Source organism: Mesorhizobium sp. M0437, assembly GCF_040321335.1.
GTDB lineage: Bacteria > Pseudomonadota > Alphaproteobacteria > Rhizobiales > Rhizobiaceae > Mesorhizobium.
This window is the reverse complement of sequence record NZ_JAMYRK010000011.1, coordinates 43,257-59,246: the sequence shown is the minus strand read 5'-3', so window position 1 is coordinate 59,246 and position 15,990 is coordinate 43,257. Positions and strand designations below refer to the sequence as shown.

Sequence of the window (15,990 nt, the reverse complement as noted above, 5' to 3'; positions counted from 1 at the left end):
CCTACCTGCCGTAGTACAAAGTGACCGTGTGCTTGGCCTCGGCGAAGAACAGCCAGCGCTCGACCAGCATTCCGGCGAGTTGGGCGATTGCGGCGAGTATCGACAGTGCTGCCGCATAGGGCCACGGCAAGGCGAACGCCGCGACCAGCAGCAACGCGGGCAAAGCAAAGGCCAGCACCTGCGTGATCTGGCGGAGTTTAGCGCTGTGCTTGCGCGCAATGCGAAAACCCATCTCCTTGAGCAGATAGTTTTCCTCGGTATGCGGCCATTCCAGCGACCGCACCGTGCCGCCGGAAAGCCCGGTTGCGGTGTTGGCATTGGTCGGGATCTCCAGCCTGTCATTGTATCGCCAGGTCGCCAGCTTCAAACCCCAGCCGAGTGCGGTCAGCAACAGGGCAGCTGCCAGAAGCATATTCGAGCCTGCGGCAAATCCCTGCAGCAGGGCGTTGAGCAGTACGCTGCCGGTCATCGCCGAAAAGACCAGGTAGGCGGGGAGGGTGAAGCGGCTGTGCCACTGGGCAATCGGCTTCAACGACGCGTAGATCATGCCGGTGGTGCAGACGGTTGCGACCGCGCCGATGGCAGCCAGCAGCCCGGCGACAGCCACCCAGCCGCTCGTGCGTCCGAGGATCACCCAGCCGATGCCGAACAGTCCCGCGGGGACGAAGGTCGCGACCGACGCAACGCCTTCGCGCGACAGCCATGAGCTACGCCATTGCGAGAAGGCACGCCACGCGCGTTCGGGCCGGCCGAGATGGCCGGCCGACGACAGCAGGCCTGTCGAGATCAGGCCAAGCGCCAGCCCCATGCCGGTGAGGCCAAGCCAGAAATCGGGCGGGATAAAGCCCTGTCCAGCGAGCACGCCAAGCAGCGCGAGCAGGCCGTAACCGGCGCCCGTGGCCGTGGTGAAAAAGACGACGGAGAAGGCTGGATGCATGAAGGCACGGGTCAGTTCGAAAGCATGCGGTCGACCCAGCCGAGGAAGCCGCCTTCGGCCCGCACCGCTTCAAGCGCTGGCGCCGGCACCGATGCGGCGCGGGTGGTGTGGGCACGTGGCGGCAGATATTTGTTGGTCGGCTTATAGCCCATTTCCGGCATCAGATCGACACCGCCGCGCTCGGCCACCAGTTGCGAGATAGCGGATGCCGGATCGCCTAGATCGCCAAAATGCCGCGCGCTGGTCGGGCAAGCAGCGACGCAGGCCGGCACGCGATCTTCTTCCGCCAGATTGTCGTTGTAGATGCGGTCGACGCACAACGTGCATTTCTTCATCACGCCGACATTGGTGTCGAATTCGCGCGCTCCGTAGGGACAGGCCCAACTGCACAGTTTGCAGCCGATGCATTTGTCCTCGTCGACCAGCACGATGCCATCCGACGCCCGCTTGTAGGAGGCGCCGGTCGGGCAGACCGTGACGCACGCCGGCGTCTCGCAGTGCAGGCAGGAGCGTGGGAAATTGACTGTGCGCCCACCCATCTCCGTGATGTGCTCATAACTGTGCACGCGGTTGAACCAGACGCCGTCGACATTGCCGCCATAGGGGTCGATGTCGGTCAGCGGCGCCATATGGCCGCCGGTATTCCATTCTTTGCAGGCGGTAACGCAGGCCTGGCAGCCGACGCAGGTGTCGAGATCGATGACAAGGCCGAGCTTCTTGTCGGTATGGGCGGGAAGGCAAGTCATTCGGCGGCTTCTCTTTTCATGCGGAACTCGGCGCCGAAACTGAGCTTGTCGGGCGAGAGCTCAGAGTCCGGCAGCTGGCGGAACCGCTCGAACTGCGGTTCGGTGAAGCCCGCTTCCTCGGGCGCGCATTTGACGATGCGCACGCGCAGGTCGAACCATGCGGCCTGGCCCGTTACCGGGTCGGAGTTCGAATAGCGTTTGCCGTTGGCATCGGCGGAGGTCTGGTCGCCGATGATGTGGTTGAGCAGGAAGCCGCGATTGGATTCGGCCGCGTCGTCCTTGAGCCCCCAGCTGCCGCGCCGTTTGCCGATCGCGTTCCAGGTCCACACCGTATCGGCGTTGACGCCGTCGGCCAGCTTGATCTGCCCCTTGACCTTGCCGTTGATGCTCTCGATCCAAACCCAATCGTCGTCGACAAGGCTGAGGCCGGCTGCCGTCCGGTAGTGCACGAACAGTCGGTTCTGGCTGGTGATCTGCCTTAGCCAGGCATTCTGCCCGCCCCAGGAATGGTACATGTGCATCGGCCGCTGCGTCAGCGCGTGCAGCGGATAGGCTTGGCTGTCGACCGCAGCCTCTTCGAAGGGCGCATACCAGAACGGCAGCGGATCCATATAGGTCTCGATGCGGCTGCGCTCCGCCTCCGGCGGCAGCACCCCGCCATGGCCGCGCGCCGCAAGGCGAAAGCGCTGCATCGGCTCCGAATAGAGTTGGAAGACGATCGGCTCGGCCTTCGGCATGAAGCCCATGCTCTCAGCCAATTCGAGATACGAGCGGTTGGCCATCTTGTAGTAGCGCTGATCGGCGGCGAAATCCTGGTGCCAGAAGCCGCCATTATCTATGTAGCGCTGCAACTGGTCGGGATTGACCTCGCCCTTGCCGACCGAGGCCCCGTCCTTGCCGCGCCAGCCGGCGAGCGGACCGACACCTGGCGTGCGCTCGTGATTGACGATGTAGTCGGCATAGTCGCGGTATTTGGCGGAGCCGTCGTCATGAACGAAGCCGGGCAGACCGAGCCCCGCGCCGAGTTCGATCAGCACCGTCTGGAACGGCCTGACGTCGCGGTCCGGCTCGACGACCGGATGGCGGATGGCGTCGCCCGGACCGTCGGCATGGCTGATCGGCCGGTCGAGCAGACTGATACAGTCATGACGCTCGAGATAGGTGGTGTCCGGCAGCACCAGATCGGCAAAAGGCACGGTCTCGGCATAATAAGCGTCGGAATAGATGATGAACGGGATCTTGTACTCGCCCGACGCTTCGATATCGGTCAGCATCGCCATCGTCTCGACCGTATTCATCGACGAGTTCCAGGCCATGTTGGACATGTACATAAACAGAGTGTCGATCTTGTAGGGATCGCCGGCCCAGGCGTTGCGGATAACCGTGTGCATGAGCCCGTGTGCGGCCAGCGGCGCATCCCAGGAGTAGGCCTTGTCGATACGAACAGGCTTGCCGCCTTCATCGATCAGCAGGTCCTCCGGTCCGCAGACGAAGCCGAGCGGCATGCCTTCGAGCGGTGTCATCGGCTTCACATTCTTGCCGGCGGGCATTGGACCCGGCGGCGCGGACCGCGGATAAGGCGGTTTGAAGCGGAAGCCGCCCGGCACGTCCACCGTGCCGAGAAGCACCTGAAGCAGATGAATGGCGCGGCAAGTGTGAAATCCGTTCGAATGGGCCGAGATGCCGCGCATCGCATGCATCGACACCGGCCGACCCTTGATGGTCTCGTGCCGGCGGCCGGCCCAGTCCGTCCAGGCCACCGGCAATTCGATTTGCTGTTCGAAGGCGACATGGGCGAGTTCTGCGGCAATGCGTCGGATGGTGTCGGCGGAGATGCCGCACCGGTCAGCGACGGCGTCCGGTGAATAGCTCTCGTCCAGATAACGGTCGGCGACGAGTTGGAAGACCGGCACGCAGCGGCGGCCGTCGACGAGAAAGCTGCCGGTCAATGCGGGCTTCGCGTCGGCATCGCTGGCATTGACAGGCATCTTCGCCACCCTGTCCCAAGCCTGCGGATTGCCCTCGCCATTGCGCATGAACAGCCCGTCATCGACAGCTCCAGGCTCCTGAACGACCAGGATGTGGGCATTGGTGTAGCGCAAGAGGTACTCGAGATCGATGCGGCCAGCCTTCAGCAATTCATGGATGAGGGCGAACACGAACAGGCCGTCGGTGCCGGGCCGGATGCCGATCCAGTCGTCGGCAATTGCATTATAGCCGGTGCGGCAGGGATTGATTGAAACCACCTTGGCGCCGCGCGCCTTGAGCTTGCCGAGTCCGATCTTGATCGGATTGGAATCATGGTCTTCGGCAACCCCGAACAGCATGAAATATTTGGTGTTGTCCCAGTCGGGCTCGCCGAACTCCCAGAACGAGCCGCCAATCGTGTAGAGGCCGCCGGCCGCCATATTGACCGAGCAGAAGCCGCCATGGGCGGCGAAGTTCGGCGTGCCGAACTGGCTCGCCCACCAGCCGGTCAGCGATTGCGACTGGTCGCGCCCGCTGAAGAAGGCAAGTTTCTTCGGATCGGTTCGGCGGATGTTCGAAAGCCGTTCTGTCGCGATCGACAAGGCTTCCTCCCACTCAATCTCGCGGAACTCGCCCGAGCCGCGCGGGCCGGTGCGCAGTAGCGGCTTCTTCAGCCGGGCCGGGCTGTAATGCTGCATGATGCCGGCGCTGCCCTTGCCGCACAGCACACCGCGGTTGACCGGGTGATCCTTGTTGCCGTTGATGTAGCGGACCTTGCCGTCTTTGATATGGACGTCGATGCCGCAGCGGCAGGCGCACATATAGCAAGTCGTCTTGGCGACGCTGTCGGAGACATCGGGCGACGTATCGACGCCGTCGCCTTCAGCGGGCGCGCGTGTATCGGCAAGCGGCCGTTGTGATGGTGCCGAATTGGCTCCGCGCAGCAGGTTGTTGGTCATGATCCGGTGATGCTCTTGCGCTCCGCGACCTTGGCTCTCGTCTTCGGGCCGGGGCCGCGCATGTAATGCTCTTCCGGCCGATAGCGTTCACCCAAGAGCCGCCGCCGCAGGCTGCGGGTCCAGTGCGCAAACACGGATTTGAACCGCCCCACCAATTCTACCCTCGACTGCTCTGGCGCGACTTTTTTCCAATTTCGGGTCAAAATTTAGAACAAAGCGACCGATCCGTCTAACAACTTGCTCTTGTAATTCCAATCGGATTTGCTTCTTAGTGTCGGAATGACCCTGGACCAGTTGCGGATCTTCGTTGCCGTCGCCGAACGGGCGCACATGACCAAAGCGGCCGAGTTGCTGGGCATCTCACAGTCGGCCGCGTCGGCCGCCATCCGCTCGCTCGAACAGCAGCACGGCGTCCAGTTGTTCAACCGAGTGGGCCGCAATATCGAGCTCGCCGAGACCGGACGCCGATTCTTGCCCGAGGCCAAGGCGGTCCTCGAGCGGACTGCGGCCGCCCACAATGTGCTGGAGCATGTCGCGCAGACGATATCAGGCAGTCTCTCGATCGCTGCCAGCCAGACCATCGCCAGTTATTGGCTGCCGCGCCGGCTCGCCTCTTTCCACGAAGCCTATCCTGCCGTCAGGCTGAGCGTGAGCATTGGCAACACCAGGCAGGTCGAGACCAATGTACTTGATGGCGCAGCCGATTTTGGCCTGGTCGAGGGGCGCACCGAATCCGACATTTTGCGCCGTGCCAAGGTCGATATCGATCGCATGATGCTGGTCGTGGCGCGCTCGCACCCTGAGATCGCAGAAGTTTCGCCTGGACATCCCGACCTTGGCGGGCTTCGCTGGATCATTCGCGAAGGCGGGTCGGGCACGCGCGAGGTGCTGGAGGACCTTGCCCGACGCGACGGGATTTCGTTCGCGGACCTGCAGATATTCCTGGTATTGCCGAGCAATGAGGCTATTCGCCAGGCAGTCGAGGCCGGCGCCGGCGCCAGCATCATTTCGGAACTCGTCGTCGCGCGCGCGGTCGCCGAAGGCAGTCTGCGTTCCGTGCCGGTCGATCTGCCGAAGCGCGAATTTGCCATGATCACGCATCGCGACCGGCAGCCAAGCCTGGCCCAGATGGCGCTCAAGGCGCATCTTGGCGGCAAAGCTGAGAGATTCGCGCCGCTTTAAGCCGATCAGCCGAACTTCCGCTGCGCGTCGAGCGCCAGCCCAAGCCCGACCGAGCCGAACACATCGCCTTCGATTACCGACGCCTGCGGCACCAGCGCCAGGATCTGCTGCCTGGCCAGCGGGATCGCGGTCGATCCGCCGGTCAGGAACACCGCGGTGATGTCCGAGGCCTTCACCTGTGCGTCGCGGATGGTCTGCTCGACCGTAGCCGCAACACGCTCAATGTCCCTGGCTATGGTGGCTTCGAGACCCTTGCGCGTGATTTCTGCCGTGAACCTCACCTCGGGCAGCGCGACCTCGACATCGGCCGACGATCGGTCCGTCAGCTCGATCTTGGCCTTTTCGACCAGCGCCGCCAGCGCGTGGCCGTAACGATGCTCGATGATGTGGATGAAGCGGTCGACCAGGTCTGCGTGCTCCGCCTCGTAGCGGATCTGGCGCAGATGCGTCATCGCCCTCGCGGTATAGACCAGGTTGATGCGCTGCCACGTCGCCAGGTCGATGAAGTAGCTCGCCGGCAGATTACGTTTGCCATCCTTGGTCGGTGAGAGATGGCCGAGCTGCGGCATCACATGGGCGATGCTCAGCAGCCGGTCGAAGTCGGTGCCGCCGATGTGGATGCCGCGGCTGGCCAGGATGTCGTCCTTGCGGTCAAGCGAGCGGGCGCGCTCGGGCGAGACCCGCACGATTGAGAAGTCGGACGTGCCGCCGCCCATGTCGACGATCAGCGCCAGTTCCTCGCGCGTCACCTTTTGTTCGTAGTCGAGTGCCGCGGCAATCGGTTCGAACTGGAAGGCGATCTGCTTGAAGCCGTGGGCACGAGCGGCGTTTTCGAGTTCGTGCTCCGCCTTGGCGTCGGCCTCGGCATCGTCGTCGACGAACTGCACGGGCCGTCCCAGCACGACGCTGTCGACCGCGTCATGGGCTTCTTCTTCCAGCTTCTTTTTCAGATGGCCGACGAACAGGCCGACAATCTCCATGAAGCCGATCGAGCGCGCCTTGATGCGCGTCTTTTCGTGGGCGAGCGAGCTGCCGAGCACACTCTTCAACGAGTGCATCAGGCGGCCTTCGATACTGTCCGTATAGTTGGCAAGGGCGCGTCGCCCGAAATAGGTGCGGTTGTCCTCGAAATTGAAGAATACCGCACTGGGCAGCGTGACTTGGCCGTCTTCCAACGCCACCAGCCGCGGCTGCCCGTTCCTGACCACGCTCACGGTGGAATTCGAAGTGCCGAAGTCGATACCGGCAAATGCTGGTCGCATCGTGCGTTCCTGTAGTTCTGATTTGGGGAGCAGCAGCTCGTATCCGGTCGGGCCGGGGGTCGCGGTCTAACCCATACCCTCGGAAAGGGAAACCACTTTTACGAGAGTTCAGTCTTTCCTGAACACCAGTCTTCCGAGCCAGCCGGTCAGCATGGCCAGCGATACGGCAAAGACACCGTAGAGGAAGGAATAGTCGTGCGCGACGCGGAAGATCGACTGTTCGAAACCGGACTTGCGGATTTCGAGCTGGGCGGAGCTTTCCTTGATGAACAGGCCGCTCTTGAACAGGAAGGCACGGGCCTTATGGGTGCCGACCGGAACGTTTGGGGCGAGCCTGACGGTGGCGCGGAACAGGTTCTGCGACAGGAACTGCACACCGCCGACATTCTCGCTGTAGAGGCCGGTCGCCGCCTTGCGTTCGCGCAGCGCGGCGGTGAACTCCTCGATTGTCGCCGGGCTGTCCTCCGCGTCGGCCGGCTGCAAATAGAGGTTGGAGGCGCCAAGCGACAGCTGCTTGTAGCTGTTCGGATCGGTGACGTCCTGCAGCGGCCGCGTCGTCGCCACCGAATAGGAGACAGGTACGTTTTTGAAGGTCTCCGACTCCAGATTGACCCAGACGCCGAGCACCCGGTCCTTGCGGCGCACGACGACCGGCCGAGCCGGGCCTTCCAGCACGACGATCACGTCGTAGCGCCCTTGCCGCGCGACAAGCGGATCGGCATTTTCCAGTGAGCCGAAAATGGTCAGGTCGGCGCCGGAAAAGCCGGCGGTAATCGAGACATTGTCGGTGGAAAGGCCGATCTGGATGTTTTCGGTTAGTGGCGCCTGCGCCTTCGCCGGTGGCGCAGCAGCCAGCAGCGACAGCAAGGCGGCGGCCGCGAGCGTCCTTAGGCCGGCCATCAGCTCAGGCCCACGCCGGACAGAGAATAGAGATTGGGCGGCGTGACGAAAAGATCGATGGCAAGCCGGATGGCTACCGCCAGCACGAGCAGCGCCAGCAGCGCCCTGAGTTGCTCGCCCCGCAGCCTCTGACCAGCCTTGGCGCCATATTGCGCGCCGGCGACGCCGCCTGCCATCAACAGGAAGGCGAGCATGACGTCGACCGTCTGGTTGGTGGTGGCGTGGACCAGCGTGGTGTAAGCCGAGGTGAAGATGATCTGGAACAGCGAGGTGCCGATGACGACGTTGGTAGGCACTTTCAAAAGGTAGATCAGGGCCGGCACCATGATGAAGCCGCCGCCGACGCCCATGATCGAGGACAGGAAGCCAATCGCCGCACCCAGCCCAAGCACCGGAATGACGCTGACGAAGAGCTTCGAGGCCCTGAACCGCATCTTCAGCGGCAGGCGGTGGATCCAATTATGCTGGCCGGATTTCTTCAACACCGGTGCGGCGCCGCTGCGAGTGGCGCGCAGCGCATTGACGCTCTCGACCAGCATCAGTCCGCCGACGGTGCCGAGCAGCACGACGTAGAGCAGCGAGATGAACAGGTCGAGCTGGCCGAGCCGGCGCAGGAGCGCAAAGACATAGATACCACCAGTCGAGCCGACGATGCCGCCGGCTAAAAGCACGCCGCCAAGCTTGAAGTCGAGCGTGCCGCGCTTCATGTGCGACAGGGCGCCGGAGAAGGAGGAAGCGATGACCTGGTTGGCGCCGGTGGCGACCGCGATTGCCGGCGGTATGTTGTAGAAGATCAGCAGCGGCGTAATGAGAAAGCCGCCGCCCACGCCGAACATGCCCGACAGGAAACCCACCGCCGCACCCATGGCCAGCAGCACGAAGATGTTGACGGAAATTTCCGCGATCGGGAGATAGATGCCCACCCGTCAGTCTCGATCAGTTTGCCTCCTGGCGAATGCAACCGTTGCGGGCATTTTGCGTCAAAAGGCTATCTCGTTCTTGCGCCGGCCGGGCCGTGAAGTCAAACTTCGCCGCACCGCCGAAACAAAAAACAACTCAATCAGTTAACAGGCAAATCTGTGGCAAGGGCGTCGCGGAAACGACGCATCCGCCGTTATTTACGCGCAAGCAGCGCCTTGACCAGCTTTTCGTCGATCGCGCCGGTTGCCTTCATATCGTTGTCGGCCTGGAAGGCCATGATCGCGTTCTTGGTTTTCTGGCCCATCATCCCGTCGGGATTGCCGGCCTCGTAGCCGTTCTTGTTGAGAATGCGCTGGATGTTCTGGACCGCTTTCTTCATGTCGATGCCGGCGGTCGTCTGCGGTGTGCCGTCCTGCCACGATTCAGGAACGTCGGCCGAATTGGCGGTTGGATCGAGCGGCTTGGCCTTCCACAGTTCAGCCGCGGCCCGCGCACGCTCCAGCTGCTCGGGCCTCAGTGCCTTGGCGATCTCGTCGCGCTTGGCCGCCGCATCCTTGTCGCCGGTCTTGGCGACGAGTGCGAACCATTTGTAGCTCTCCTCGAGGTTCTGCTTCATGCCGACGCCCTTCGCCGCGAGGATGCCGAGATTGAACTGGCTATCCTTGACACCGAGATCCGCCGCCGCCTGGAACCAGCGCGCTGCCGATTCATTGTCGGTCACGCCATCCGCCGCCATCGCAAACAGCACGGCAAGATTGTGCATCGCGCTGGCATTGCCCTGCGCTGCGGCAAGCTGGTACCAGGTTTTCGCTTTCTTGATGTCGCGTGCGACGCCGATGCCCTTCTCGTAGAAATTGCCGATGCGGTATTCTGCCGGCGCGAAACCGAGTTCGGCAGCTTTCTCATACCATTTGGCCGCCGCCGCCATGTCTTCTTTGACGCCGCGAGACTCGGCGTAGCGCGAGCCGATCTCGAACAGCGCCTTGGCGTCGCCGCCCGCCGCTGCATCGCGCAGGGCGGCCGGACCGGCATCGGCCGGAACGTCGATCTTGGCAACGCCTGCCGCGGCAGCATCCGCCGGCGGCACCGTGCCGGTCGTGTCCTGCGTCGCAGCGGTGGCTATAGCAGGCGCGGCAGCCATTGGCTCCGCGTCGCTGGCCGTCGCCGCTGCCGGCGTGGGCACTGCGGCCGCGGTGTCTTGCGCCGTCAGGTCGGCGGGCTCCGCGGAAGCCGAGGGCGCCGTCGATGTCTCGGCTGCCGGTGTAGCGGGGCCGGTTTGCGCCGCCGTGTCGTCCTTGGTCATCGATGCGGATGGCTCTGCCTGCCTGACGGTGGGCGACGGCGCGCTCTCCTGTGGTGTCGTCTGCGCGTCCGCCTTCGGGTCGCTGGCAACGCTGGCCAAATTGGTTTCCACCGGCTGTACGGCCACGGCCGGTGCCGCCTCATTGTTGGTAACTTCGACCGGGTCGGAGAAGAAGGCTTTGCCCAGTTGCAGGCCGGCAAGCGCCAGCATGATGGCGATTGCCCCCATCAGGATCGGCTTGCGCCGCGCCTTGAGCAGGTCGCCGATCCTGAGTGCCTTGACCGGGCCTTTCATCGTCGACTGGCGCTTGAGGGCGTCCGCCTCGGCAGCCGCCGCTTTCGCAGCCCGTCTGGCTGCCGCAATGAAGTCCGATTTTGCCGCCTCAGCGCCGCCTTCCCTGGTCGGCTGCCCGCGCTCGTCGCGCACGCGCTTCATGATGGCGCTGAGGTCGGGTGCGCCGGAGCCGGGTTCCAGTGGCCGGTTGGCGAGCTTGGGGTCGAGGGGCTCGTCGAGATCGACGCTCGGTATCTCGGCGCTCTGCGCCGAGCCTGCAAGCGGCGGCATCTCGGCGTCCTTCTTGCCCTTCAAGGCGCGCGCCAGCCCGCCTAACATCGATTTCCTGCCGCCGCCTTGCTCGGATTTTTCACGCGTCGTGTCTGAACCGAGAGCCGCCAGGGCTGCTGCGGCGGCGGCCTCGGCTGGCGTACGCGGACCTGGCTCGTCGCGCACGAGCGCCGCGGCGCGGCCGTCGAGATCGGCCATGCTGCCTGTCAACGGCAGCGGCTGGTCGAGGTCCATCGACGGTGCGTCCTGTACCGAGATCTTGGATGGCCGGCCGAAACGCTTGCTCAACTCCGCGCTTGCCGGTTCGCCCGTCTCCAATGAACCAAGCCTGTCAACGATCTTGAGCAGCGTATCGTGGATAGCCTCGAACGTTCTCGAATTGCGCTCGTCCGAACGCCGCGTCAGTGCCTCGAGCGTCTTCAGGTCCTGGGCGAGGCCGGTAACGGCCGCCGTGTTGGCGCTTGATCCGGCCAGTGAGCGGACGGCGCTCTCAGCCGCCTCGCGCGCCGCGCCGAGGATGGAATCGCGAGTTCCGGCCAGCGACTTCTCGATTTCGTTGAGACGCGGGCTGATGTCGTCGAATTCCGGCAGCGGCGTGCCAGGCTTGGAAAGATGCGCCGTCAGGCCGGCGACCTGCGCTTCAAGGCTGCGGATCAACGCCGGGTCGATGCTGGCGACCTGTGCCGCGGACGAATCCAGCCGGCTTGAGATGTCTTCGAGCCGGCTCTCCAGGCCACGGATCGCCGCCTCGTTGGCGGGATCTGGAACGCGCGTCTCAATCCGCTTGGCCAGCGCGGTGAAGCGGGCGTCGATGGCATCCATGATGCCGGCGCTATCGACCTGCGGCATGCGCTGGTCCAGCCTGTCGGCGACCTCGTCCAACCGGCGCTCAAGGTCGCGAAACAGCATGTTGCCTTGTTCGATTGCGTCGCCCTGGCGACGTTCCATCATGCTGGACAGCACGTCGAAGCGCTGCTCGAGCCCCTGGAAGATGTAGTCGGCGTCGGGCATGGCAGGTGCGTGGTCGATCTTGTCGGCAATAAGCGCGACTTGCCTGGCAAGGCGCTCCATCGCCTGTTCCGGCAGATTGGCTCGGCCGGCCAGTTCATCCACGCGGCTCGACAATGTGTTGAGACGGTCGATGACCTCCCGACCCGGACGATCCTGCGACACTTCTTCGATTTGCTGGGCCAGTGAATCGATCCGCTTCTCGATGCGTTCGAAGGGCTCGGGGTCGAACGAATTGGCTTGCGCGGCAACCGTCGAGGCGACGATCGCGCGGGAAATCTCGTCGAGCCGCTCGTCGATCTGACTGAATGTGTCGCCGCCGCGATTGTCCTGCTGGCGGGCGAAATGGTCGACCGCTCCGGCAAGCGTGCGGACCTTTTCCTCGAGCGAGCGCAGCGACAGCGATTCCGGCAGATTGCTGACGGCATTGCTGATCTGTTCGAGCCGCTCCGTTAGCGCCGACAGGCCGGGTGCATCGGAACGCTTGCGCTGATCGGCCTCGACGCGATCCTCGAAAGCGTTCCAGCGGCGGTCGAAATCGTCCCAGCGGCGTCCGACCGCCTGCACGCTCTCCTCGCGCGCCAGCGTATCGAGCGCGGCTTTGACCTGCTCAAGCTCGAGCCGCAGCATATTGACGCTTCTGTCGTCGCTTTTTTCGGCCAGTGTCTGGATGGCGCCGGAAAGCCGCTCGAATTCGACGCTGAGTTCGGCGCTGCCTTTGCCGCCGCCATTTGACTGGAAGGCTCGCTCAATATTCTTGCGCAGTACCTCGAACTCGCGTTGCAGGCCGGAGGTCATCTGCTGGCGCAACTCTTCGCGCAGGCCGCGCAATTCGCCGGCGATCTTGCCGGCTAGGGCGACGCCGTCCTCCTGGCCCCGCACCCGGTCGATATCGCGGGCGATCGCCTGGTAATTCTGGTCGAAAGCCGCTGCTGGACCTTTCGGCCGCTGCGCGCGTGGATCCTCATACCGGCGCTGCTGGCCATAGGGTTGGGCGCTGGGATAGCGTGGTTCTGCCGCTGGTCGGCGCGGATCGGCGTGGCTTGCCGTCTCCTCGCGCGTCCGCTCCAGCCGCTGCTCCAGAGTTTCCAGGGAGCGGTTGAGCTCTTCAAGCGTCGTGTGCGGCCGGCGTTGCCTGCCGGCGTTGAGTGTATCGAGGTAGGACCGCTTGCTGTTCATCAATGCGCCCGTTTCAGAATTGCTGGCTTTCACCAGGTTCCCAAAGTCCTGCCGGGACGAAGGCGACTGCTTGGCTTGTTGCAGTGGAAGACGAGCTTCCCGGTCTCATCCGCGCTCCGAAAAACCGTGAAAAATTCAGTACAGGATAGACACGGGTAACCGACATGCGCACATTTCGCCCCAACGTGGTAAACAACGCGTTAACCAAGCTTAAGAAGTTGCAACTTTGTCGGCTGGCTGCCGACGGCGCGGGTGTCTTCTTTGAACGCGCAAAAGACGTTGTAGAATTTTGATCAGCCGCATGATCGCTCCCGAAATCGGCAACGACCTTTTAGGTTGTCCGCTGGTGCTGCGGCATAAAGTTGCAAGACCAGAACACTCTTGCGTGCTGAGGCGGCTATCGATATAGAATTGACGTAAACGTAAATGAGCGGATTACGCCGTTTGCGATTTGTTTGTTGAAACCACGAGTGGAAGCACGCCCCCGCTTTCACTCAGGCGACGCAAGGTCGGCGACCGCGATGCCACCAGACGGGGAAAGCCAGTGACCATGAAACTTATTTCGCCCGGCCAAGCCGCGGCCAACACCAACGATATGTCGAGCGAAGCCGGTGAAGAGCTTGTCCGCATCGGCGAAATGGCCAAGAAATACGGAGTGACGCTGCGTACGCTGCGTTTCTACGAGGACAAGGGTCTGCTCAACCCGCAGCGCGACGGCTCGACCCGTCTTTATACACGCCGCGACAGGGCCCGGCTGAAGCTGATCCTGCTTGGCCGCAAGGTCGGGTTCTCGCTGCGTGACGTCAAGCAGATGATGGACCTCTACGATCCGAACGGCTCCAACACCAAGCAATTGCGGCTGGCGCTCGACAAGTCGGAGAAGCAGCTTGCCCGCCTGCAGAAGCAGCGGGCACTGATCGACGATGCCATCAGCGAACTGAGTGCTTCGATGTCGACCGTCCGGCAAATGCTGATCGAGCGCTCGACGCTGCAGGCCAGTGTGGCGAGCTAAACTAAGCTTCGATTTGTGACGAATAGGAGCCGCGCGGCTTTCGCTGCGCGGTTCTTCGTCGTTTGCCGCGCTTTGTCGTTTGTCGTCCTGGCGCGCGGGAGAAAATTTGCCGCAGCGCAGAATTGACGTTTACGCAAACGTCAATATTTGTTATCTCGACCACAACGTTGGTCCGTCTGCCATCCTCATATGCTGGGGCTGAGTTCGGGGCCAAGACCGCATGGTGGAGGAAACGCATGCCGATCTACAGAGCGCCGGTCCGGGACACGCTGTTCGTGCTGAACGAAGTGCTGGGATATCAGCGTTATTCCAATCTTCCCGGATTTTCCGACGCCACGCCGGATGTGCTCGAGGCCATCCTTGCCGAGGGCGCGAAGCTCGCCGAAAACGTGATGCAGCCGCTGAACCGCGTTGGCGACGTGGAAGGCTGCATGCGCCATGACGACGGTTCGGTAATGACGCCGAAAGGCTTCAAGGAAGCTTTCGACCAGTATCGCGAAGGCGGCTGGATGGGGCTCGCGGCACCTGTCGAGTTTGGCGGGCAAGGCTTGCCCTACGCAGTGCACACTGCGGTTGCCGAATACATGGTGTCGGCCAATATGTCGCTGATGATGTATGCCGGCCTGACGCAAGGCGCGATCGCTGCGATCATCACCCATGGCACCAAAGAGCAGAAGGCAACATGGTTGCCGAAGCTGGTCGAGGGCGCCTGGACCGGCACCATGAACCTGACCGAGCCACACTGCGGAACCGATCTTGGCTTGCTGCGCACCAAGGCCGTCCCAAATGGCGACGGCACCTACAGGATCTCCGGTCAGAAGATCTTCATCTCGGCCGGCGAGCATGACATGTCGGACAATATCGTCCACCTGGTGCTGGCCCGTATCGAGGGCGCGCCGGATGGCGTGAAGGGCATCTCGCTGTTCATCGTGCCGAAGCTCAAGCTCGATGCCTCAGGCAATCCGGGCGAGAAGAACACCGTCTCCTGTGGCTCGATCGAGCAGAAGATGGGTATCCATGGCAACTCGACCTGCGTCATGAATTACGACGACGCTGAAGGCACGCTGCTCGGCGAGGCCAATGGCGGGCTGAAAGCAATGTTCACCATGATGAATGAGGCGCGGCTTGGCGTCGGCCTGCAGGGCCTCTCGCTATCGGAGGTCGCCTATCAGAATGCGGTTTCCTACGCCAAGGATCGTCTGCAGGGCCGCTCGCTGTCAGGGCCGAAGGCGCCGGACAGGAAGGCCGATCCGATCATCGTCCATCCGGACATCCGCCGCAGCCTGATGACCATGAAGGCTTTCAACGAGGCCGGCCGCGCGCTGGCGCTGTGGACGGCGATCAAGTCCGACATCGCTCACCGCTCCGGAGACGACAAAGATCGCCAGGTCGCAGACGACTACACCGGCCTGATGACGCCGGTGGTCAAAGGCGTGCTCACCGACAAGGGGTTCGATCATGCGGTAATGGCGCAGCAGGTCTTCGGCGGCCACGGCTATATAGAAGAGCACGGCATGAGCCAGTTCGTCCGCGATGCGCGCATCGCCATGATCTATGAGGGTGCCAACGGCATCCAGGCGCTCGACCTCGTCGGCCGCAAGCTGGCCTTGAATGGCGGCCGCGCGGTCCAGGCTTTCTTTAAGGAAGTCGGAGAGTTCTGCGAGGAAAACCGCACCGACGAGACGATGGCGCCCTTCACCAAGGCGCTTAAAAAGGGCCTCAACGATCTGCAGGCGGCGACGATGTGGCTGGTGCAGAACGGCATGGCCAAGCCCGATAACGCCGGTGCCGCCTCGACCGATTACATGCATCTGTTCGGCCTGGTGGCGCTGGGCTATATGTGGGCGCAGATGGCCAGGGTGGCCGCAGCGAAATTGGCGAATGGCGCCGACGGCGCTTCGTCTTTCTACGACAACAAGCTGGTGACGGCGCGCTTCTTCATAGAGCGGATCATGCCGGAGACGTCGGCGCATCTTGCCCGCATCTCCAGCGGTGCCGACACATTGATGGCACTGCCGGCGGAAGCGTTCTAGCTTCGGCGTTCCCCTC

At 63.1% G+C, this 15,990-nt stretch carries 10 protein-coding genes; 3 read left to right on the top strand and 7 right to left on the bottom strand.

Annotation, left to right across the window (positions count from 1 at the left end):
- Position 1: 1 nt before the first annotated feature.
- Genes NKI72_RS09710 through NKI72_RS09700 form a run of 3 tightly spaced genes read right to left on the bottom strand, consistent with a single transcriptional unit; the run spans position 2 to position 4,610 of the window.
- Positions 2-937 carry a dimethyl sulfoxide reductase anchor subunit family protein gene (locus tag NKI72_RS09710; RefSeq protein WP_352830468.1) on the bottom strand — a complete coding sequence of 312 codons (936 nt, stop codon included), beginning with the start codon at positions 935-937 and terminating at the stop codon, positions 2-4.
- Positions 938-948: 11 nt separating this feature from the next.
- Positions 949-1,683: a 4Fe-4S dicluster domain-containing protein gene (locus NKI72_RS09705; protein WP_352830471.1), complete on the bottom strand. Its 735-nt coding sequence runs from the start codon at positions 1,681-1,683 to the stop codon at positions 949-951.
- Positions 1,680-4,610, bottom strand: coding sequence for a molybdopterin oxidoreductase family protein (locus tag NKI72_RS09700; protein ID WP_352830473.1), 2,931 nt, complete (start codon positions 4,608-4,610; stop codon positions 1,680-1,682). Before NKI72_RS09700 ends, NKI72_RS09705 begins: the two co-directional genes overlap by 4 nt.
- A gap of 279 nt (positions 4,611-4,889) precedes the next feature.
- On the opposite strand from NKI72_RS09700, the gene NKI72_RS09695 reads away from it, so the two are divergent.
- Complete coding sequence (locus NKI72_RS09695) at positions 4,890-5,792, top strand: LysR substrate-binding domain-containing protein (RefSeq protein WP_352770812.1); 903 nt, start codon at positions 4,890-4,892, stop codon at positions 5,790-5,792.
- A 5-nt stretch (positions 5,793-5,797) separates the two neighbouring features.
- Here NKI72_RS09695 and NKI72_RS09690 read toward each other — a convergent pair whose 3' ends face one another.
- The 4 genes from NKI72_RS09690 to NKI72_RS09675 all read right to left on the bottom strand — a co-directional run bounded on the left by NKI72_RS09690 (position 5,798) and on the right by NKI72_RS09675 (position 12,929).
- The gene (locus tag NKI72_RS09690) at positions 5,798-7,054 is read right to left on the bottom strand and encodes an Hsp70 family protein (protein ID WP_352830476.1); all 1,257 of its coding nucleotides are present in this window, start codon (positions 7,052-7,054) and stop codon (positions 5,798-5,800) included.
- A 108-nt stretch (positions 7,055-7,162) separates the two neighbouring features.
- Complete coding sequence (locus NKI72_RS09685; protein ID WP_352455141.1) at positions 7,163-7,954, bottom strand: TIGR02186 family protein; 792 nt, start codon at positions 7,952-7,954, stop codon at positions 7,163-7,165.
- Positions 7,954-8,877 (bottom strand): sulfite exporter TauE/SafE family protein, encoded by a 924-nt coding sequence (locus NKI72_RS09680; protein WP_023676949.1) that lies wholly within the window; start codon positions 8,875-8,877, stop codon positions 7,954-7,956. The genes NKI72_RS09685 and NKI72_RS09680 overlap by 1 nt, the downstream gene beginning before the upstream one ends.
- Positions 8,878-9,068: 191 nt before the next feature.
- Positions 9,069-12,929, bottom strand: coding sequence for a peptidoglycan-binding protein (locus NKI72_RS09675; protein ID WP_352850091.1), 3,861 nt, complete (start codon positions 12,927-12,929; stop codon positions 9,069-9,071).
- A gap of 550 nt (positions 12,930-13,479) precedes the next feature.
- On the opposite strand from NKI72_RS09675, the gene NKI72_RS09670 reads away from it, so the two are divergent.
- Together NKI72_RS09670 and NKI72_RS09665 are read left to right on the top strand one after the other, a co-directional pair.
- Positions 13,480-13,941, top strand: a complete 462-nt coding sequence (locus NKI72_RS09670) for a MerR family transcriptional regulator (RefSeq protein WP_352850102.1) — start codon at positions 13,480-13,482, stop codon at positions 13,939-13,941.
- 236 nt (positions 13,942-14,177) lie between these two features.
- Complete coding sequence (locus NKI72_RS09665) at positions 14,178-15,974, top strand: acyl-CoA dehydrogenase (RefSeq protein WP_352850090.1); 1,797 nt, start codon at positions 14,178-14,180, stop codon at positions 15,972-15,974.
- The last annotated feature ends 16 nt before the right edge of the window (positions 15,975-15,990 follow it).

What these genes read in the sequence shown, in the direction of transcription:
- NKI72_RS09710 (WP_352830468.1), bottom strand. Translation starts at nt 937, where the DNA reads ATGCATCCAGCCTTCTCCGTCGTCTTTTTCACCACGGCCACGGGCGCC.
- NKI72_RS09705 (WP_352830471.1), bottom strand. Translation starts at nt 1,683, where the DNA reads ATGACTTGCCTTCCCGCCCATACCGACAAGAAGCTCGGCCTTGTCATC.
- NKI72_RS09700 (WP_352830473.1), bottom strand. Translation starts at nt 4,610, where the DNA reads ATGACCAACAACCTGCTGCGCGGAGCCAATTCGGCACCATCACAACGG.
- NKI72_RS09695 (WP_352770812.1), top strand. Translation starts at nt 4,890, where the DNA reads ATGACCCTGGACCAGTTGCGGATCTTCGTTGCCGTCGCCGAACGGGCG.
- NKI72_RS09690 (WP_352830476.1), bottom strand. Translation starts at nt 7,054, where the DNA reads ATGCGACCAGCATTTGCCGGTATCGACTTCGGCACTTCGAATTCCACC.
- NKI72_RS09685 (WP_352455141.1), bottom strand. Translation starts at nt 7,954, where the DNA reads ATGGCCGGCCTAAGGACGCTCGCGGCCGCCGCCTTGCTGTCGCTGCTG.
- NKI72_RS09675 (WP_352850091.1), bottom strand. Translation starts at nt 12,929, where the DNA reads ATGAACAGCAAGCGGTCCTACCTCGATACACTCAACGCCGGCAGGCAA.
- NKI72_RS09670 (WP_352850102.1), top strand. Translation starts at nt 13,480, where the DNA reads ATGAAACTTATTTCGCCCGGCCAAGCCGCGGCCAACACCAACGATATG.
- NKI72_RS09665 (WP_352850090.1), top strand. Translation starts at nt 14,178, where the DNA reads ATGCCGATCTACAGAGCGCCGGTCCGGGACACGCTGTTCGTGCTGAAC.